The sequence below is a fragment of the Agrobacterium sp. ICMP 6402 genome, assembly GCF_009498615.1.
Lineage (GTDB): Bacteria > Pseudomonadota > Alphaproteobacteria > Rhizobiales > Rhizobiaceae > Agrobacterium > Agrobacterium burrii.
Genome location: NZ_QSNV01000013.1, coordinates 25,114 through 43,748, shown reverse-complemented (window position 1 = coordinate 43,748; position 18,635 = coordinate 25,114). Strand labels below are relative to the sequence as shown.

Here is an 18,635-nt window from a genome sequence, read left to right as displayed (position 1 = left end):
CATCGGACGGGGTGGGAGAGGCGGGAAAAGTCCCGCCTGTCTGTGAGCGCGCGAACCTCAATGGTGGGCGAGAATTTCGCCGAGGAACGTGCGGGTGCGCTGGTGCTTGGGGTCGCGGAAGAACTCGTCCGGCGGGCCTTCCTCGATGATCTCGCCTTCCGACATGAAGACGACGCGGTCGGCAACCTGCCGGGCGAAACCCATTTCATGGGTGACACAGATCATCGTCATGCCATCACGGGCAAGGCCGATCATGGTGTCGAGCACTTCTTTCACCATTTCCGGATCGAGTGCCGATGTCGGCTCATCGAACAGCATGGCTTTCGGCTCCATGCACAGCGCCCGGGCAATCGCCGCGCGCTGCTGCTGGCCGCCGGAAAGCTGCGCCGGGTATTTATCAGCCTGGTTGAGAATGCGCACGCGTTCCAGATATTTGCGCGCCGTCGCTTCCGCTTCGGCTTTCGAAAGTCCCTTCACCCGCATGGGGGCGAGCGTGCAGTTTTCCATGATGGTCTTGTGCGGGAAGAGGTTGAAGCTCTGGAACACCATGCCCACCTCGCGGCGAACCGCATCGATGGCGCGGCTGGAATCCGAAAGCGTGGTTCCCTCGACCGTGATCTTGCCCTCCTGGATTTCTTCCAGATGGTTGATGCAGCGGATAAGGGTGGATTTTCCCGAACCCGACGGGCCGCAAAGGACGATTTTCTCACCCTTGCGAACCGTCATGTCGATATTTTTAAGCGCGTGGAAGGCTCCATACCACTTTCCAACCCCTTGAAGGGCGATAAGCGGAACCTCGGCAGTTGTGGATTGTGGCATGGAAACCTCCGGATTACTTCACGGTGAAGGGGATGTCGGGCAGGCTGTCCGGGAAGGCCGGAACTTCGCGCTTCATCCACTTGTCGTAGATCTTGGCCAGCTGGCCATCGGACTTGATCTTGTCGAGGAAGGCGTTGACGGTCTCGTTCCAGTCCTTTTCACCCGGGCGGGTGCCGGCGCCGTTATAAAGCGTCGTCAGATCGAACTTCGGCTCGTATTTGCCTTCCGCCGCCTTGTTCAACCGGTCGCCATAAAACTGATTGCCGCCGACGGCTTCCACCTGGCCCGAGATCAGCGCCTGAATGTTGGCGGCGTCATCGTCGAAGCGCAGGATGTTTGCCTTGGAGCCTGCACCGGCGGTGATCGAGGTGTCCATGGCGCTTGACTTCGGCACGCCAACGGAAACGCCCGTCAGATCGTCATAGCCGGCGATCTTCTTGTCCTTCGGGCCATAGACGGACAACACGTTGCCGGCATAGGGCTTGGAGTACTGGATGGTCTTGGCGCGCTCGGCCGTCATGCCCATGGTTGCGAACAACAGGTCGACCTTGCCGGTCAGCAGGGCCGGAATGCGGTTTGCCACGGCAAGTGGCACAAACTCGACCTTGACGCCGAGATAGTCGGCAAAGGCCTTGCCGATATCGGCATCGAGACCGTCCTGCACGCCGGTGGAATTGACGAAGCCCCATGGCGAATTGTCGCCCTGAATGCCGATGACGACCTTGCCCTTGGCCTTGGCCTCATCGACCGTGCCGGCAAAGGCATCGACCGGCGCGACAAAGGGTAACGCAACCGTTGCCGCGGCAAGCGCGAGCAGAGCGCGGCGAGAGAGTTTCATGGTGGTGATTTTCATCTTTTGCTCCTCCTTACAAAGCTGATGAGATGGTTTTGGTTGTTAACGGGAATTGGCCTGCATCCGTCTCTCCACGCCCGCACCCCAGAGGGAAAGCGGCCAGCAAATCAGGAAATAGATGATGCCGACGATGGCAAAAACGGTCAGCGGGCGGAACGTCTGGTTGGAGACGATCTGTCCGGCACGCGACAGCTCGACGAAACCAACGATGGCCGCAAGCGAGGTGCCTTTGATGAGCTGCACCAGAAAACCGATGGTGGCCGGCAGCGAAATCTTGAAGGCCTGCGGCAGAACCACGTCCTTCATGCGGGAAATATAATGCAGGCCGAGCGCATTGGCGGCTTCTGTCTGGCCTTTCGGCACCGCCTGGATGCCGCCTCGCCAGATTTCGCCGAGAAAGGCGCTGGCATGCAGGGTAAATGCGATGGCGACGGCGACCCAGGCGTCGACATTGAGGCCTGCGAGTGCCACGCCGTAATAAACCACGAAAAGCTGCATCAGCAGCGGCGTTCCCTGGAACACCGCAATGAAAGCCGTGCTTGCGCGCTGGACCGCCACGCTATCGGCAACACGGGCAAGCGCCACGCAGAGACCGAAGACACCGCCGCCGATAAAGCCGATCACCGTCAACGCCAGCGTCCATTTCAGGCCTTGCATCAGGAAGAAGAGTTGGTTGGGACCGATGGATTCCATTGTCTTCTCCTCACTTGACCGGATAGCTGAAGGATGCGCGGGAGATGAGCGAGAAAACGCCCATCATCAGCGAGGAAATGACCAGGTAAAGCAGCGTGATCGAGAAATAGACCTCGAACGACCGGAAGGTGTCCGCCTCGATTTGCTGCGCCACCGATGTCAGTTCGTAAGCCGCGATCGAGGTGCAGACCGATGTCGTCAGCGTCAGCATGATGAACTGGCTGGTGAGCGACGGATAGACCGCGCGCAATGCCGGCTTCAGAATGATATGGCGGAATATCTGCGACCGTTGCAGGCCAAGCGCCAGTCCGGCTTCCACCTGCCCCTTGGGAATGGAATCCACGCCGCCACGAATGATTTCAATGGCATAGGCGCCGCCGTTCAAAGCCAGCGCAATGATAGCGGTGACGGTGGGATTGAGCTTGATGCCGATCTGCGGCAGGGCGAAGAAGATGAAAAATATCTGCACCAGAAACGGCGTGTTGCGGATGACTTCCACAAAACCGATGACCAGACTGCGCAGCAGCTTGAACCGCGAACGACGGGCAACGACGCCGAGAACGCCGATGACGGTGGCGAGCGACATGCCGGCGATTGCAAGGCCGATCGTTGCCAGACAGGCTAAAAGCAGCTCGGGCAGGCGGTCCATGACCACCGAAAAATCGAGACTGTAGGACATTCTTCCTCCCAACCCGTTCGGGTCCGGACAGGCGTTTCGCCTTGCCCGTATCGCTTTGGACACCTGGTGGCGCCAAAGCCCTCCATTGTTTTGCCCTGCCTTGGAAGCTCTTCTTCCTCTTCCCCGGCATGTCTTAACGAGAATGTTTGTACCAGTTAGTTCATTTTAGAGTCAAGCGTCATGCCCGGTGAAAAGTGCCTCAAAAGCGGTTTTTTCTTCTTTTTAGTTTTTCCAGAAAGTCTTTTTATATCAATATTTAAGGCGAAAATTCGCAAGCGGTTTCGATGCACGGTTGCGCTGCCTTGGCTTTCCCATTAGAAGCGCCCGGGAACCTGTCTTCTTTTGAAAAACAACCAGTCTTTCGGCTAGTCTTCGCCGGCTCCCAGCCTGTCGATCTGCCCGGCAAGCCGTTCGGCAATCAGAAGTGCGGCTCCTGTTGCCGTCACCATTTGCGGCAGCGTCATCCATTCGAGCATCCAGCCCGCGCCGGAACGTTCCTGTTCATGGACGAGGGACTGATGCAGCGCCGATATCTGCACGGCGTTGAAGCGCGAAAGTGTCACCAGCGTTTCCGCATTGACCGGGTTCTGCTTGTGCGGCATGGCCGAGGAGCCGCCGCCGCCGGAAAGGCGGATCTCCGCGCCGAGTTCGGCCATCAGCGCGATATCCTGACCGAATTTGCCGAGCGTGCCGGTGATGAGGGAGAGAATATTGCCGAATTCGGCGATGCCGTCGCGCTGGCTTTGCCATTGCTGTCTGTCGGCAAGACCGAGCCGTTTTGCAAGATCGGCGCGGACCGCGCCGGCATGGTCGCCGAGCTTTTCCAACGTACCGGCCGCACCGCCGAACTGGAGGGCAAAACCATTCTGCGCAAAGGTTTCGAGCCGCAGCAGGTGGCGCTCCAGTGGCGCGGTCCAACTCGCGGCCCGGTCGGCGACGGTAATGCGGATGGCGGCCTGCATGCGGGTATAGCCCGTCAACGGGTTGTGGCCGTCGCGGGAGGCGAGGTCACTGAGCGTATCGATGAGGTGGCCGAGTCGGGTGGTGATGATTTCAGTTGCCGCCTTCAGCCGCAGCATCAGGCTGGTATCGATGACATCCTGGCTGGTCGCGCCGAAATGCACCTTGTCCGCTGCCTTGCCGGCGACCGCTGCCCGCATCTGCCGCACCAGTTCCGGCACCACCACGCCATCCTTTGCGGCGCCGTGGCGAAGCGCAGTCATATCGGCGGCAAAGTCGGTCAGCCCCGAAACGATGGCTTCCGCCACACCATCCGCCAAAATACCGGCCTCGGCTTCCGCTTCCGCCAGAGCCGTTTCGAAGCGGACCATGGCGTCGATATCCGCTTTTGCCGCAAACAGTTCGACGATCTCGCTATCGCCGAAAAGGCCTGACAAAAACGGATGTTCGAAGGGTGTAAGGCTCATCTCAGGTTTCGCTTCCGCTTAGATATCGAAAAACACCGTTTCGCCTTCGCCCTGAAGACGGATATCGAAACGATAGATATTCCCCTCTTCCTTCCTGGCGACAAGCGTGGCGATGCGGCTTTTCTGTTCGACGCGTGCAAGAACCGGATCGGCTGCATTGGCCTCCTGCTCTTCCGGAAAATACATGCGGGTCTGAAGGCCGATATTGATGCCACGCGCCACGATCCAGAAGGTGATGTGCGGCGCCATCGGCCGGCCGTCGCGGAAAGGCACGGTACCCGGCTTGATCGTCTCGAAAATGAATTCGCCGGTATCCATGTCGCCCGGCGAGCGGCCCCAGCCGATGAAATTTGGGTCGGCCTTGCCGCGGGTTTCGCTCGGGCTGTTGTAAAAACCGTTCGTATCCGCCTGCCAGATTTCGACCAGCGCGTCCTTCAGCGGCATGCCTGCGCCGTCATAGACAGTGCCGCGCACGCTGATGCGCTCACCACGGGCCTTGTCGTTATAGAGCGCGCCGGAACCCAGATCCTTTTCGAACACACCTTCGATGCCGACGAAATTCGGCGTGCAGCCGATATGCACATAGGGGCCCGCCGTCTGCGAGGCGGTCTCTTTTAAATAGTCGAGCGGCTGAACCATGGTCAGTTGCCCTCCATGCGGTTTTCGAAAAGGGTGGAGCGGCGACCGCGCAGCACGATATCGAACTTATAGGCCAACATATCCATCGGCAGCGTCGCATTCATGTCCAGCGGTGCGATCAATCTTCTGATCGCATCCTCGTCCGGAATGGTTTTGACGATGGGACATTTCCAGATCAGCGGATCGCCTTCGAAATACATCTGGGTGATGAGCCGCTGAGCAAAGCCGTGGCCGAAGACCGAGAAATGGATGTGGGCCGGCCGCCAGTCATTGACGCCGTTCGGCCAGGGGTAAGCACCCGGCTGGATGGTCTTGAACCAGTAATAACCGTTCTCGTCGGTGATGGTGCGGCCGACGCCGCCGAAATTCGGATCGATGGCGGCGAGATAGCTTTCCTTCTTGTGGCGGTAACGACCACCGGCATTGGCCTGCCAGAATTCCACCAGCGCGCCATCCACACCGCGGCCGCGCTCATCCAGCACCCGGCCGTGCACCAGAATGCGCGGGCCAACCGGCATTTCGCCGGGGCGAGCATAGTTGAGGATGAGGTCGTTATCCAGCGGGTTCAGCAGCCCATGGCCGAAGACCGGGCCGGTGATCTCGCTTTTCGTGCCTTCCAGCGAAATCAGCGCGCGCTGCGGTGAACGCAGAATGGAGGTCTTGTAGCCGGGCGCATAGGCCAGTGGGTGAATGTCGCGGTTGCGCGCGAAGAACGGCCCGGTTTCGGGCGGCTGGTTGCTCAATTCTTCTCCTCCCCATCGCCAGAATTATCTTGGGAACTATCGGCCTTCATGCTGGCCAGGGCAAGCTTGGCGATCTTGAAAGCATGATTGGCGGCAGGTACGCCGGCATAGATCGCCACATGCAGCAGCGCCTCGCGGATGTCGGCTTCCGTGGCGCCGGTATTGGCGGTGGCGCGCACATGCATGGCCAGTTCCTCATCCTGCCCCAGCGCGGCGAGCAAGGCGATGGTGACCATAGAGCGCTCGCGCTTCGTCCAGTGATTGCCGGACCACACCGTGCCCCAGGCGGCTTCGGTGATGAGTTGCTGGAAAGGCTGGTCGAAGCCGGACGTCATGGTCTGCGCCCGGTCGACATGGGCGTCGCCCAGCACCGAGCGACGGGTTTTCATGCCCTGTTCGAAACGTTCATTCTTGTCGATATGGTCCGCCATCGGTCAATGCTCCGGCAAGGTCTTCAGAAAAATGCACGCTGCCTGTGTGTAGGCAAGCGGCTGTTCAAGGCAGGGAATGTGTCCGCAGCCGGCAATGGTTACGAAGCGGCTCGCAGGGATAAGATCGGCCAGCGACCGCACCAGTTCCGGCGGGGTGGAGCCGTCCTGATCGCCCGCGACACAGAGTGTCGGCACGGCGAAGCGGCCTGCTTCTTGCGTAAAATCCGCATCGCGGATGGCGGCGCAGGTGCCGCTGTAACCCGCTTCCGGCTGCTGGCATAACATGTTGCGCGCACCGGCATACGCGGCATTGCCCGGTGTGCGGAAAGCGGGCGTGAACCAGCGCTCCATGACAGGATCGACCAGCGAGGCGAGGCCGTCGGCGGCAATCTTGTCGATGCGTGCATTCCACATTTCGGCCGTGCCGATCTTGTGGGCGGTGTTGCTAAGCACCAGGGCGCGGACGAGATCGGGACGGCGCGCATAAATCCCCTGCGCAATGAGGCCACCGACCGAGAGGCCCCAGATAATGGCGCTTTTTACGCCGAGATGATCGAGGAGTTCGATCAGGTCACCGGCATGATCGTCGATGGAATAGGGAGTGCGCCCGACATCGGAAAGCCCGTGGCCGCGCTTGTCGTGCAGGACATACGCATAATCATCGCCCAGCGCTTCTATCACCGCATCCCAGATGCGGAAATCGGTGCCGAGCGAATTGATGAAGGCGATGACCGGCTTGCCGCTGTCCAATCCCTTAATGCGATAATGGATCACAGTCTCGCCGCAGCGCAGAAAATGCATGATGTGCTCCTCCTGCGAAGGATATTGCAAGCCGGTTCCGGTTAAGTAAAATGACATTATCGATGAAAATCATAACCTATGGATTATATGAGCGATGGTCGACCAGCGTATCAAGTTCCGCCACCTGCAGACTTTCGTGGAGGTGGCGCGCCAGAAAAGCGTCATCCGCGCGGCGGAAATCCTGCATGTCAGCCAGCCGGCGGTGACGAAGACCATTCGCGAGCTGGAAGAGATTCTCGGCGTCTCGTTATTCGACCGCGAGGGGCGCGGCATCCGTATCAGCCGTTATGGCGAGGTGTTCCTGCGCCATGCGGGCGCGACGATGACGGCGCTGCGTCAGGCGGTCGATTCGGTCTCGCAGGAGGCGGCGCGTGCCGGTCCTCCCGTTCGGATCGGTGCTCTGCCCACGGTTTCGGTGCGGATCATGCCGAAGGCGATGGCCGGTTTTCTGGCGGAAAAGACCGGCAGCCCGGTCAAGATCGTCACCGGCGAAAACGCCGTGCTGCTGGAGCAGCTGCGTGTCGGCGATCTCGATCTCGTCGTTGGGCGTCTCGCCGCGCCGCAGAAAATGGCGGGCTTTTCTTTCGAACATCTCTATTCTGAAAAGGTGCGCTTCGTGGTGCGCGCCGGCCACCCGCTGCTTTCTCCGGGCCTTTCGGTGTTCGATCACCTGCATGAATATCCGGTGCTGATGCCGACGCGGCAATCCGTCATCGGTCCTGTTGTTGAGCAGTTTCTGATCGCCAACGGCGTTCCGGCCCTGCCGATCCGCATCGAAACCGTCTCGGATGCCTTCGGCCGTGCCTTCCTGCGTACCAGCGATGCGATCTGGATCATCTCGGAAGGCGTGGTGGCGGCAGATGTGGCGGATGGCATTCTGGCGATCCTGCCGGTTGAGACCGGCGACACCAGCGGTCCCGTGGGGCTGACGGTCAGGGCCGATACGCAGCCCTCCCTGCCGCTGTCGCTGCTGATGCAGGCTATTCGCGAGGCAGCGAGCGAGTTGCTGGATGGGAAAACGGAAGCTGCATCTCAGTAAGGAAGCCCGATATAGTTTTCCGCAAGGGCCGTGGAAGCGGCGCGGGATTGGACGAGATAGTCCAGCTCCGCTTCCTGAATGCGCTGGCCGAAATCTCCCGTATCGGGAAAGCGGTGCATCATCGTCGTCATCCACCATGAGAAACGCACAGCCTTCCAGACGCGGAAAAGCGCCTTTTGCGAATAAGCATCGATGCCGGCCTTGGACCTGTCGCGATAAAACTCGATCAGCGCCTCGCTCAGATAATGCACATCGCTGGCGGCGAGGTTGAGGCCCTTAGCACCGGTGGGTGGCACGATGTGTGCGGCATCGCCCGCCAGAAACAGCCGCCCAAACCGCATGGGTTCGCAGACGAAGGACCGTAGCGGCGCGATGGATTTTTCGAAGGAAGGGCCGGTTACCATGGCATCCGCATGGTTTTCCGGCAGGCGACGGCGGATTTCATCCCAGAAACGCTCGTCACTCCAGTCCTCGGGCCGGTCATTCAGCGAACATTGGATGTAATAACGGCTGCGTGTGTGCGAGCGCATGGAACAGAGAGCAAAACCGCGCGGGTGGTTGGCGTAGATAAGTTCGTGGTTGACCGGCGGCACATCGGCCAGAATGCCGAGCCAGCCGAAGGGGTAGACCTTCTCGAATTCCTTGATCGCGCCCTGAGGCACCGATTTGCGGCTCACACCGTGAAAACCGTCGCAACCGGCGACGAAATCGCAATCGATCCGGTGGGTTACGCCGTCTTTCTGGTAGGTGACATAGGGGCTTGCGCCATCAAAATCATGCGGTTCGACATTGCCGGCGTCATAGATCGTCACAAGGTTTGCCGCCTCACGCACATCCATCAGGTCATGGGTCACCTCGGTCTGGCCATAGACCATGACGCGTTTGCCGGCGGTCAGATCGAACAGATCGATGCGATGGTCGCGGCCGTCGAAGGTCAGCGAAAAACCGTCATGCGGCAAGCCTTCCCGGTGCAGGCGCTTATCCGCGCCGACCTTTTCCATCAGCTGCACCGTGCCTTCTTCCAGCACACCGGCGCGGACGCGGCCGAGGATGTAATCCTTGCCGACCCGGTCGAGAATGACGGTCTCGATGCCTTCTCTCGCAAGAAGTTGGCCGAGCAGAAGCCCTGATGGGCCGGAGCCGATGATGACGACCTGTGTGCGCATTATTTCCTCCCGAACTTGTCTCCGGTCAAGAAATTGACCAAGGCGGGCCACAAGCTCAATGGACTTTCTGATCCGTAAGTTGCACAATCCGACCATCAGACGGAGGAGTGTGGTGAGATGCGGGTTGCTGCGAATGAGGGGCTTTATGGCGAAGAAGCAGCGCAAGGCACTGATTTTCGCTTCCATTGTGAGACGCTTTTTTCAAGAAGCAGCTTGCACCGCTTCGAAATCGGGTTGCATCGCCATTCCGCCTTTCTGCAAATCTTGTACATTTTTGGCGGCGAGGGCGATGCGTTGCTGGATGGCCGCATCGAGCCTATCCGCCCGCCGGTCGCCATCATCGTGCCGCCGGGTTTCGAGCACGGCTTCCGTTTTTCACGCGATATTGGTGGAGTGATCGTCACCATGTTGCCGGGCGCGTTGCCGGCATCGGTGCAGGCGCTTTTGCTGCGCAATTTCCAGCGGCCAGTGCTTCTGCCGTTGCGGGATTTTGCTGAGGAAGAATGCCTGCGCCAAGGTTTCGAACGGATTTCCGCCGAATATGAGGCCCGCGAGATCGGCCGGGATGCGATGATCGAAGGCCAGCTCGCCACCGTCGTCACGCTTTTGACGCGGGCGGCGCGCCCGCTTCTGGAAACGAGTGGCGAAGGCCTTGCGGAGCAGCGTTTCGAACGGTTGCTGTCGCTGATCGCCCGCCATATCCGCGAGCCGCAAAAAGCCGGGTTTTACGCCAAGAAGGTCGGTCTGTCTGAGACTCATCTCAACCGTCTGGTCCGCTCGGTTTCCGGCCTCAGCCTGCAGCGGCTGATCGCTAAGCGTCAGATCGAGATAGCCCAGCAGGAGCTGATCTTCACCGTCTCGAGCGTGCAGATGATCGCCGAAGGGCTGGGCTTTGCCGATCCCGCCTATTTCAATCGCTTCTTCAGGCGTGAGACAGGCATGACGCCGCGCGCCTGGCGGGTCGCCGAACAGCAGAAAATGGGCGATTCCGGTGCGCGGCAGAAAGAGCCTCAGACCAGCATTCTCGCCAGTTCCCGCTGAACGGCAAGAAGTTCTGGCAGGTAACGTTTCACCAGATCCTCCATCGAGGCCACCGAGGCGGCGAGCCCGACATTAAGCGCGGCGACCGTCTGGCCGCGCACGCTTTTCAGCGGCACGGCGATGGAGCGAAGACCGATTTCGACTTCCTGATCGATCAGCGCATAGCCGCGATGGCCGGTCGCCTCAATCTCGGCGAGCAGGGCGTCCATGCTGGTGATCGTTCTTTCCGTGCGGGCGACCAGGCGGGAGGCCTCGAGGATTTCGTGTTGCCGCTCGTTTGGCTGCGCCGAAAGAAGAACGCGGCCCATGGAGGTGCAATAAGCGGGCAGGCGTGAGCCCGGCATCAGCGCAATCGACATGACGCGTTGCTGAGCGGCGCGCGCCACATAAACGATCTCGTTCTCATCCAGAATGGAGACTGAGGTGCTCTGGCCAATCTCCTCCGACAGGCGGTCTAGCAGCGGCTGCACGATCTTCGGCAGCGGCATTGTGGCCAGACAGCCGGTGCCGAGCCGCAGCACCTTGGGTGTGACGGTGAAGAATTTGCCGTCATAAGCCGCATAACCGAGTTCCGAAAGCGTGAGCAGACAGCGCCGTGTCGTCGCACGATCAAGCCCGGCAATCTCGGCAGCATCGGAAATAGAAAGCCGTGGACGCTCGGCGCTGAAGGCCTCGATCACCCGCAATCCCTTGGCGAGACCGCCCATCATGTCTCTTTCACTGACGGCCATGCTCACGCTCCATTTGTGCGATATACGAACAAAAATCATATAGCGCACAAAATTCTTGCCGTCGAGGCATTTTCGGCTTTACCTCATGGCCAAGCAGCCTTGTCGGTTCCATCCGCTCGGCTGGATGGAGGTTTTAAGAATGGACAAGACAATCAAGAGTGCTGAAGAGGCGCTTTCCGGCATCGGTGATGGTGCGACGATCATGATCGGCGGTTTCGGCGGATCTGGCGCGCCGATCGAGTTGATCCACGCGCTTATAGACAAAGGGCCGAAGAACCTGACGGTCATCAACAACAATGCCGGCAATGGCCGCATTGGCATCGCCGCGATGATCGACGCTGGCATGGTCAGGAAAATGATCTGCTCCTTCCCGCGCTCTTCCGATCCCCGCGCCTTTACAGACCGATATCTGGCCGGCGAAATCGAATTGGAACTGGTGCCGCAAGGGACGCTCGCCGAGCGCATCCGCGCTGGCGGCGCGGGCATTCCGGCCTTTTACACGCCCACCGGTTTTGGAACGGAACTGGCCGAAGGCAAGGTCATCGCAGAATTCGACGGCCGCTCTTACGTGCAGGAGCGCTGGCTGAAGGCGGATTTCGCCATCGTCAAGGCCGAACTTGGCGATACCTATGGCAACCTCACCTACAACAAGGCCGGGCGTAATTTTAACCCGCTGATGTGCATGGCCGCAAAGACGACCATCGCGCAGGTTTCCAGAATCGTCGCCGCCGGAGAGATCGACCCGGAACATGTCGTTACCCCCGGTATTTTTGTGAACGGCGTCGTAGAAATCCCCGATCCGCAACAGGAAGAAGTCCTCATTCGTGCGGGAGTAGCATACGCATGACCCAGACCATCGACACCCGCGAAGACATCAAACTCTCCAATGCCCAGATCGCCTGGCGTGCGGCGCAGGACATCGAGGACGGTGCTTACGTCAACCTTGGCATCGGCTTTCCGGAAATGGTGGCGCGTTATCAGCCACCCGGCCGTCAGGCGATCTTCCACACTGAAAATGGCATCCTGAATTTCGGCGAAGCGCCGCGGGAAGGCGAGGAGGACTGGAACCTCATCAATGCCGGCAAGAAGGCCGTGACGCTGAAACCCGGTGCCGCCTTCTTCCACCATGCCGACAGCTTCGCCATGGTGCGCGGCGGGCATCTGGATGTGGCGATCCTCGGAGCCTATCAGGTGGCGCAGAATGGCGATCTCGCCAATTGGCGCGTCGGCTCCAGGGGCGTGCCGGCCGTCGGCGGGGCCATGGATCTGGTGCATGGAGCCAAGCAGGTTTTTGTCATCACCGAACATGTCACCAAGAATGGCGAACCGAAGCTCGTTGAGACATGCGCTTTTCCGCTCACCGGCGTCGGCTGCATCACCCGCATCTATACCAGCCATGCCGTCATCGACGTGGTGGATGGCCGTTTTGTGTTGCGCGAAAAACTGCCGGCGATGACGTTTGAGGAATTGCAGGCCATGACCGGTGCGCCACTGCATGTGGATGGCGAGGTAATCGATCTCGTCGCCCCGGAACTGTGAGGAAAAACCGATGACCGACGCATTCATCTGCGATTATATCCGCACGCCAATCGGCCGCTTCGGCGGCGCGCTCTCCTCCGTGCGGGCCGACGATCTCGGGGCGGTGCCTCTCAAGGCATTGATGGAACGCAATCCGTCCATCGATTGGGAAGCCGTCGAGGATGTGATCTTCGGCTGCGCCAATCAGGCGGGCGAGGATAACCGCAACGTGGCGCGCATGTCGTTGCTGCTCGCCGGCCTGCCGGTCTCGGTGACCGGAACGACGATCAACCGGCTGTGCGGCTCGGGCATGGACGCCGTCATTGCGGCCGCCCGCGCCGTGAAATCGGGCGAGGCGGAGCTGATGATCGCCGGCGGCGTGGAAAGCATGAGCCGCGCGCCCTTCGTTCTGCCAAAGGCGGAAAGCGCCTTTTCGCGCAATGCTGAAATTTATGACACCACCATCGGCTGGCGTTTCGTCAACCCGCTGATGAAGGCGCAATATGGCGTCGATTCCATGCCGGAAACCGGTGACAATGTTGCCGTCGATTATCAGGTGTCGCGGGAGGATCAGGATGCCTTTGCGGTGCGCAGCCAGCAGAAGGCGGCGGATGCGCAGGCGAATGGCCGTCTCGACAAGGAAATCGTTTCGGTGACGATCCCGCAGCGCAAGGGTGATCCGCTTGTTGTCTCAAGGGACGAACACCCGCGTGCGACAAGCCTTGAAGCGTTGGCGAAGCTGAAGCCGGTGAACAAGCGCGATGGCGCGACGGTGACGGCGGGCAATGCCTCCGGCGTCAATGATGGTGCGGCCGCGCTCATCCTCGCTTCAGCGGAAGCGGCGAAGAAATATGGGCTCACCCCCATTGCCCGCATCCTCGGTGGTGCCGCCGCCGGTGTGCCGCCGCGCGTGATGGGCATCGGCCCGGCCCCGGCCTCGGCCAAGCTTCTGGCACGGCTCGGGTTGAAGCAGGAACAGCTTGACGTGATCGAGCTGAACGAGGCCTTCGCCAGCCAGGGACTTGCGACGCTGCGCCAGCTCGGCATTGCCGATGACGATGCGCGGGTGAATGCCAATGGCGGCGCGATCGCGCTTGGCCATCCGCTCGGCATGTCGGGTGCCCGCATTGCCGGCACGGCGGCGCTTGAACTTTCGCTGACGGGCAAGCGGCTTGCGCTCGCTACCATGTGCATCGGCGTCGGGCAGGGTATTGCCGTGGCGCTGGAGCGAGTCTGACCGGATAGCGGCATTCGGTATCGGTATACGGGGCGAGTGCCGTCGTGATACGGTGCGGATGCTGCTGTAAAATGGGGTGAATGCCGCTGCCTCAGTTTCATTACGCGTGATTGCGATCATTCAAGCCGCGCTGGCCGACGATTTTCTCGCCTTGGCCCATACCAACCGTGCCCTCCCCATTTACCTCATTCCTGTGCTTTTCACAGGAATCCGGCCGACGCGCGTCTGCACCGCGAAAGAATTCCTTCAGCCCTAGGACTTGGGCTGGCTGGATCTCTGTGACAAGCACAGAGATGAGGGAAGGGGGTGTGGCGGACTAGTCGTAGTGGCTAGTCGTGGTGGATGGTAAAGCAGGCGCCATACAGAAGACGCAGCCTCAGCATTTTCCCATCACGCTCCCCGCCATATTCCTTAGCCCATGTTGGATTCCATCATTATCCGTGACATGTTTTGCGAGATATGACAGGAATCTTTCCGCCTGCGGGAGCCAACATGAAGCGTCCGACCATCACCGATGTCGCAAAAGCCGCGAGCGTCAGCGTCGCCACCGTCGACCGGGTACTGAACGGCCGCCTGCCGGTGCGGGAGGAAACCGCGCGGCGGGTGTTTGAGGCCGCGGAGAAGATCGGCTTTCACGCCACCAACATCATTCGCCAGCGCATGCTGGCCGATATGCCGTCCTATAGTCTCGGCATCATCCTGCGCAAGGAACGGCATGCTTTCTACCAGACCTTTGCCGACGAGCTGGAGCTTGCGGCGCGCAACATCCGGGATCGCCACCTCAATCTGCGTATTGAATTCGCCCAGTCGGGGGAGCCGGCTGAGCTTGCAGCGTTGCTGACAGGCATGAAGGGCCGCGTGCAGGCCGTGGCGGCCACTGGCCCCGACCATCATGATGTTACGGCCGCCGTCGAGGCTTTGAAAGCCAAAGGCATCCCGACGTTTTCGTTGCTGTCCGATTTTGCCCAGGGCGTGAGGGAGGCGTATCTCGGCGCCAACAATATGAAGGTTGGGCGCACGGCCGCCTGGATGATTTCGCAACTGGCGCGCAGCAGGGGGAAGGTGCTTTTGCTGCTGGGCGGCCACCGGTTCCACGGCCATTCGCTGCGCGAAACGGGCTTTCGCAGCTACATGCGGGAATATGCGCCGGAATTCGAGGTGATGGATGCCCTCATCACGCTCGAAACGCGTCGCCTGACCTATGAGCTTGTCATGGACACCATCGCCAAGCACCGGGATCTCGTCGGCATCTATTGCATCGGCGGCGGCATGGAAGGGGTGGTCGAGGCCATGCAGCAAGAAAACAAGCAGGAGACAATCGTCTGTCTCGTGAATGAACTCACGCCCGAGTCCCGTCAGGCACTGCTGGAAAGGCGCATCAGCGGAGTCTTCCAGACACCGCTTCGCGAGTTGTGCGCCGACCTTCTTGCCACCATGGTCCACACCATCGAACACGGTATTGCGGAAACGCCGGGACAGCGTTTTGTGCCTGCGCATCTGTGGGTTCCTGGGAGCCTTTGATGGTTTGATGGATTCCATCATAAATCCGATGCCGTTTCTATCAGGCTTGATGGTTTCGGTGGTCTCTGACGCGTTGACGCCAGGGCCGGACTAGGAAATCTTGGCCGCGGGTGGAACGGGCAGGAGGCCGGACCCACACGACATTAGATTATTTCGAGGCTGTTTGACGCTGCGAGTTTTCCTTCGCGGCGAAGGCCAGCTTTTGCCGGAAGACGGTGGTGGCGCGATGCGCTCAAGCCGGCTCGACCGGTTCTTTTCAAAGGGGTTTGGAGGAGAACGACATGAAAAGACATTTCGCAATTGCAGCTTTCGCCGCGATGCTGGCAACGGGCGCATCGGCGCAGACCGTCGGGGTTTCTATGGCCCTGTTCGACGATAATTTCCTGACCGTGCTGCGCAACGGCATGATTGATTATTCCAAGGGCATGAGCGGCGTTTCGCTGCAGGTCGAGGATGCGCAGAACGATGTCGGCAAGCAGCTGAGCCAGGTGCAGAACTTCGTCGCCGCCGGTGTCGATGCCATCATCGTCAATCCGGTGGATACGGACGCGACCGTGGCGCTTTCGCAGGCCGCTGCCGCCGCGGGCATTCCGCTCGTTTACGTCAACCGCCAGCCGGTCAATCTCGACAGCCTGCCGGAAAAACAGGCCTTTGTCGCCTCCGATGAAAAGCAGTCGGGCACGTTGCAGACGCAGGAAGTCTGCCGGCTGTTGAAGGAGGCGGGCAAGACGGAAGCCAGGGCCGTGGTGATGATGGGCGAGCTTTCCAACCAGGCGGCGCGTATGCGCACGCAGGATATCAAGGATGTCGTTGCCACGCCCGATTGCAGCTTCATCAAGCTTGTCGAGGAACAATCCGCCAACTGGTCGCGCACGCAAGGGTCGGACCTGATGACCAACTGGCTTTCAGCCGGCGTTGAGTTCGATGCCGTCATTTCCAACAATGACGAGATGGCCATCGGCGCTATCCAGTCGCTGAAGGCGGCGGGCCGGTCGATGGACAGCGTCATCATCGCCGGCATCGACGCCACGCAGGACGCGCTTGCCGCCATGGCGGCGGGGGATCTGGATGTGAGCGTTTTCCAGAATGCCGCAGGACAGGGCAAGGGTGCTCTCGATGCGGCGCTGAAACTCGCCAAGGGTGAGACGATCGACAAGAAGGTCTTCGTTCCCTTCGAACTGGTGACGCCTGACAACCTCAAGAACTATCAGGCCAAGAACTGAGCCATGGCCTTGCCTTGGCGGCTTCTCCGCTCCCGGGGAGTGCCGCTGGGCAGGCCGAACGCGCCGGAGCCGGCAGGATGGCCGGCTCCGGCGAAACAAAATGATGCAATCAGCAGCGATTTTCCGTGGGAGGAAACCTTGAAGAAACTATTGATGGCGACGGCGCTCTGCATCTTCGCGACACCGGCCCTTGCCGAGATCCGCATCGCAGTCTCGATGACGTCTTTCGACAATCCGTTTCTGACGATCCTGCTCAACGGCATCAGGGCAGAAGCCGGGCGCGATAAAAACATCGAGCTTCTGGTTGAGGATGCCCAGCTTGATCCGTCGAAGCAGCTCAATCAGGTGCAGAATTTCATCGCCAATGGTGTCGACGCGATCATCGTCAATGCCGTGGATGGCGACGCCACCGCCGCAATCACCAAGGCCGCATCAGCCGCAAAAATTCCGCTGGTTTATGTCAACCATCCGCCGGCCGAGCTGGAAACCGGCCTGCCTGACGGAACGGCCTTTGTCGGTTCCAACGAACTCGATTCCGGCACCATGGAAGCTGAAGCCGCCTGCAAGCTGATGGGTGGCAAGGGCAAGGCTGTCATCCTGATGGGACCGTTGGAAAACCATGCGGCGCTGGTGCGCACCAGGGATGTCGAAACGGTATTTTCCAAACCGGAATGCAAGATCGAAATCCTCGAAAAGCAGACAGCGAACTGGAGCCGCACGCAGGCGCAGGACCTCGTATCCTCCTGGCTGACGGCGGGCATCCAGTTCGATGCCGTCATCGCCAATAATGATGAAATGGCGATCGGCGCCGCGCAGGCGCTCAAAGCAGCGGGCGTTTCCATGAAGGATGTCGTCATTGCCGGCATCGACGCCACGCCTGACGGGCTTGCCGCCATGCAGGCCGGCGATCTCGATATCACCGTTTACCAGAATGCGACGAAGCAGGGGGAGGTCTCCGTCCAGACGGCGGTGAAGGCCGCTGCCGGGCAAAGCACTGAGAAGACGCTCTGGGTGCCGTTCGAACTCGTTACACCGGAAAATATGTCCGCCTACGCGAAATAGACAGGGCTTCGGCCCCGGTCTTTTTATCCCTCCACTGGAAACAGCCATGAAACATACGCTCGATCCCCACATGTTCCGGCATCTCTCGTTGCCTGAGACCTGCCGCAAGGTCGCCGAACTCGGTTATGATCACGTCGAACTTTCGCCGCGCCCGGATTTCCTCTCCTGGTGGACACGGCCCAAGGTCTATCCCGAACGGGTCGCCGAATTCAAAAAGGCGTTGAAGGACCATGGAGTCGGTCTCGCCACGCTGCAACCCATGTACCGCTGGGCAAGTCCCTATCCGGACGAGTGGGAAGTGGCGATCGACAACTGGAAACGCGCCATCGAGATCGCGGTCGAGATGGAATGCCCGATGTTCGTTTCGGAATTCGGCCGTGGCGGCTCGCCCGACCGCAGCCTCAACGACCGCTCCGGCCTGCACCGGCCGGAAACCTGCGAGGCGCAGTTCTTCCGCGCCATGGATATTCTGGTGCCGATCCTCGAACGGGAAGGGCTGGTGCTGTCGCTGGAAGCTCATCCCGAAGACTGGATCGAGGAAATCGCGCCGGCCATCGATATCATAAAGACCATCAATTCCAAGGCGGTGAAGGCCTCCTTCATCGCGCCACACACGTTCTTTTACGGGCCGGACATGGTGGCTAACCTCCGTGCGACGGAGGGCCATCTGGTGCATGTGCGCCTTGCGGATACCTATGACCACAACAAGTCGTCGCAGCTGCGTTACATCGTCAATCCGCCCGGCTCGAAGGTGAGGGTGCACCAGCACACCGATTTCGGCCAGGGCGAGATCGACTGGGAGACCTTCTTTGCGACGCTTGCCGACATGAAATTCGACGGCGTGCTGTCGAACTGCGTCTTTGCCTGGGAAGACCGTGTCGATGAAAGCGCGCGGTTCATGCTCAGCGAAACCCGGCGATACGTCGCCAAATACTGGAAATGAGGTTTTTCAGATGACTGTGAGAATTGGTGTCGTCGGCACCGGCGCAATCGGGCGCGATCACGCCCGCCG

Annotated in this window: 20 protein-coding genes; 9 read left to right on the top strand and 11 right to left on the bottom strand. The window is 60.1% G+C overall.

What is annotated here, in order from left to right:
* Positions 1 to 57 precede the first annotated feature (57 nt).
* The 9 genes from DXT96_RS24360 to pcaD form a co-directional block, all read right to left on the bottom strand.
* The gene (locus DXT96_RS24360) at positions 58 to 819 is read right to left on the bottom strand and encodes an amino acid ABC transporter ATP-binding protein (RefSeq protein WP_149901540.1); all 762 of its coding nucleotides are present in this window, start codon (positions 817 to 819) and stop codon (positions 58 to 60) included.
* Positions 820 to 832: 13 nt separating this feature from the next.
* Positions 833 to 1,672 carry a transporter substrate-binding domain-containing protein gene (locus DXT96_RS24355; protein ID WP_153516848.1) on the bottom strand — a complete coding sequence of 280 codons (840 nt, stop codon included), beginning with the start codon at positions 1,670 to 1,672 and terminating at the stop codon, positions 833 to 835.
* 42 nt (positions 1,673 to 1,714) lie between these two features.
* Positions 1,715 to 2,365 (bottom strand): amino acid ABC transporter permease, encoded by a 651-nt coding sequence (locus DXT96_RS24350; RefSeq protein ID WP_149901538.1) that lies wholly within the window; start codon positions 2,363 to 2,365, stop codon positions 1,715 to 1,717.
* A 10-nt stretch (positions 2,366 to 2,375) separates the two neighbouring features.
* Complete coding sequence (locus tag DXT96_RS24345) at positions 2,376 to 3,044, bottom strand: amino acid ABC transporter permease (RefSeq protein ID WP_153516847.1); 669 nt, start codon at positions 3,042 to 3,044, stop codon at positions 2,376 to 2,378.
* Between the two features lie 365 nt (positions 3,045 to 3,409).
* On the bottom strand, positions 3,410 to 4,471 hold the full coding sequence (locus DXT96_RS24340) for a 3-carboxy-cis,cis-muconate cycloisomerase (protein WP_153516846.1): 1,062 nt from the start codon (positions 4,469 to 4,471) through the stop codon (positions 3,410 to 3,412).
* Between the two features lie 18 nt (positions 4,472 to 4,489).
* Complete coding sequence (gene pcaG / locus DXT96_RS24335) at positions 4,490 to 5,110, bottom strand: protocatechuate 3,4-dioxygenase subunit alpha (RefSeq protein ID WP_153516845.1); 621 nt, start codon at positions 5,108 to 5,110, stop codon at positions 4,490 to 4,492.
* Positions 5,111 to 5,112: 2 nt separating this feature from the next.
* Positions 5,113 to 5,853: a protocatechuate 3,4-dioxygenase subunit beta gene (pcaH, locus tag DXT96_RS24330; protein WP_153516844.1), complete on the bottom strand. Its 741-nt coding sequence runs from the start codon at positions 5,851 to 5,853 to the stop codon at positions 5,113 to 5,115.
* Entirely contained in the window at positions 5,850 to 6,284 is a 435-nt protein-coding gene (gene pcaC, locus DXT96_RS24325; protein ID WP_153516843.1) for a 4-carboxymuconolactone decarboxylase, read from the bottom strand. The genes pcaH and pcaC overlap by 4 nt, the downstream gene beginning before the upstream one ends.
* A gap of 3 nt (positions 6,285 to 6,287) precedes the next feature.
* On the bottom strand, positions 6,288 to 7,085 hold the full coding sequence (gene pcaD, locus DXT96_RS24320) for a 3-oxoadipate enol-lactonase (RefSeq protein WP_153516842.1): 798 nt from the start codon (positions 7,083 to 7,085) through the stop codon (positions 6,288 to 6,290).
* Positions 7,086 to 7,179: 94 nt separating this feature from the next.
* Here pcaD and pcaQ point away from each other — a divergent pair, with 94 nt between their 5' ends.
* Positions 7,180 to 8,124, top strand: coding sequence for a pca operon transcription factor PcaQ (gene pcaQ / locus DXT96_RS24315; RefSeq protein WP_153516841.1), 945 nt, complete (start codon positions 7,180 to 7,182; stop codon positions 8,122 to 8,124).
* Here the strand turns inward: pcaQ and pobA are convergent.
* Positions 8,118 to 9,290: a 4-hydroxybenzoate 3-monooxygenase gene (gene pobA / locus DXT96_RS24310; RefSeq protein WP_153516840.1), complete on the bottom strand. Its 1,173-nt coding sequence runs from the start codon at positions 9,288 to 9,290 to the stop codon at positions 8,118 to 8,120. The genes pcaQ and pobA overlap by 7 nt on opposite strands.
* Positions 9,291 to 9,407: 117 nt before the next feature.
* On the opposite strand from pobA, the gene DXT96_RS24305 reads away from it, so the two are divergent.
* On the top strand, positions 9,408 to 10,331 hold the full coding sequence (locus DXT96_RS24305) for a helix-turn-helix domain-containing protein (RefSeq protein ID WP_153516839.1): 924 nt from the start codon (positions 9,408 to 9,410) through the stop codon (positions 10,329 to 10,331).
* On the opposite strand, the gene DXT96_RS24300 is transcribed toward DXT96_RS24305, so the two are convergent.
* Positions 10,301 to 11,062, bottom strand: coding sequence for an IclR family transcriptional regulator (locus tag DXT96_RS24300; RefSeq protein WP_153516838.1), 762 nt, complete (start codon positions 11,060 to 11,062; stop codon positions 10,301 to 10,303). The two genes, DXT96_RS24305 and DXT96_RS24300, sit on opposite strands and share 31 nt — an antisense overlap.
* A 139-nt stretch (positions 11,063 to 11,201) precedes the next feature.
* Here DXT96_RS24300 and DXT96_RS24295 point away from each other — a divergent pair, with 139 nt between their 5' ends.
* The 7 genes from DXT96_RS24295 (at position 11,202) to DXT96_RS24265 (ending at position 18,566) form a co-directional block, all read left to right on the top strand.
* Complete coding sequence (locus DXT96_RS24295; RefSeq protein ID WP_153516837.1) at positions 11,202 to 11,909, top strand: 3-oxoacid CoA-transferase subunit A; 708 nt, start codon at positions 11,202 to 11,204, stop codon at positions 11,907 to 11,909.
* Complete coding sequence (locus tag DXT96_RS24290) at positions 11,906 to 12,601, top strand: CoA transferase subunit B (protein ID WP_153516836.1); 696 nt, start codon at positions 11,906 to 11,908, stop codon at positions 12,599 to 12,601. The genes DXT96_RS24295 and DXT96_RS24290 overlap by 4 nt, the downstream gene beginning before the upstream one ends.
* Positions 12,602 to 12,611: 10 nt before the next feature.
* Positions 12,612 to 13,817, top strand: coding sequence for a 3-oxoadipyl-CoA thiolase (gene pcaF, locus DXT96_RS24285; RefSeq protein WP_153516835.1), 1,206 nt, complete (start codon positions 12,612 to 12,614; stop codon positions 13,815 to 13,817).
* Positions 13,818 to 14,309: 492 nt separating this feature from the next.
* Positions 14,310 to 15,338 (top strand): LacI family DNA-binding transcriptional regulator, encoded by a 1,029-nt coding sequence (locus tag DXT96_RS24280; protein ID WP_153516834.1) that lies wholly within the window; start codon positions 14,310 to 14,312, stop codon positions 15,336 to 15,338.
* A 281-nt stretch (positions 15,339 to 15,619) separates the two neighbouring features.
* Positions 15,620 to 16,561 carry a sugar ABC transporter substrate-binding protein gene (locus DXT96_RS24275; protein WP_153516833.1) on the top strand — a complete coding sequence of 314 codons (942 nt, stop codon included), beginning with the start codon at positions 15,620 to 15,622 and terminating at the stop codon, positions 16,559 to 16,561.
* Positions 16,562 to 16,714: 153 nt separating this feature from the next.
* Positions 16,715 to 17,623, top strand: a complete 909-nt coding sequence (locus DXT96_RS24270) for a substrate-binding domain-containing protein (RefSeq protein WP_194287737.1) — start codon at positions 16,715 to 16,717, stop codon at positions 17,621 to 17,623.
* A 46-nt stretch (positions 17,624 to 17,669) separates the two neighbouring features.
* Positions 17,670 to 18,566 carry a sugar phosphate isomerase/epimerase family protein gene (locus tag DXT96_RS24265; protein WP_153516831.1) on the top strand — a complete coding sequence of 299 codons (897 nt, stop codon included), beginning with the start codon at positions 17,670 to 17,672 and terminating at the stop codon, positions 18,564 to 18,566.
* Positions 18,567 to 18,635 lie beyond the last annotated feature (69 nt).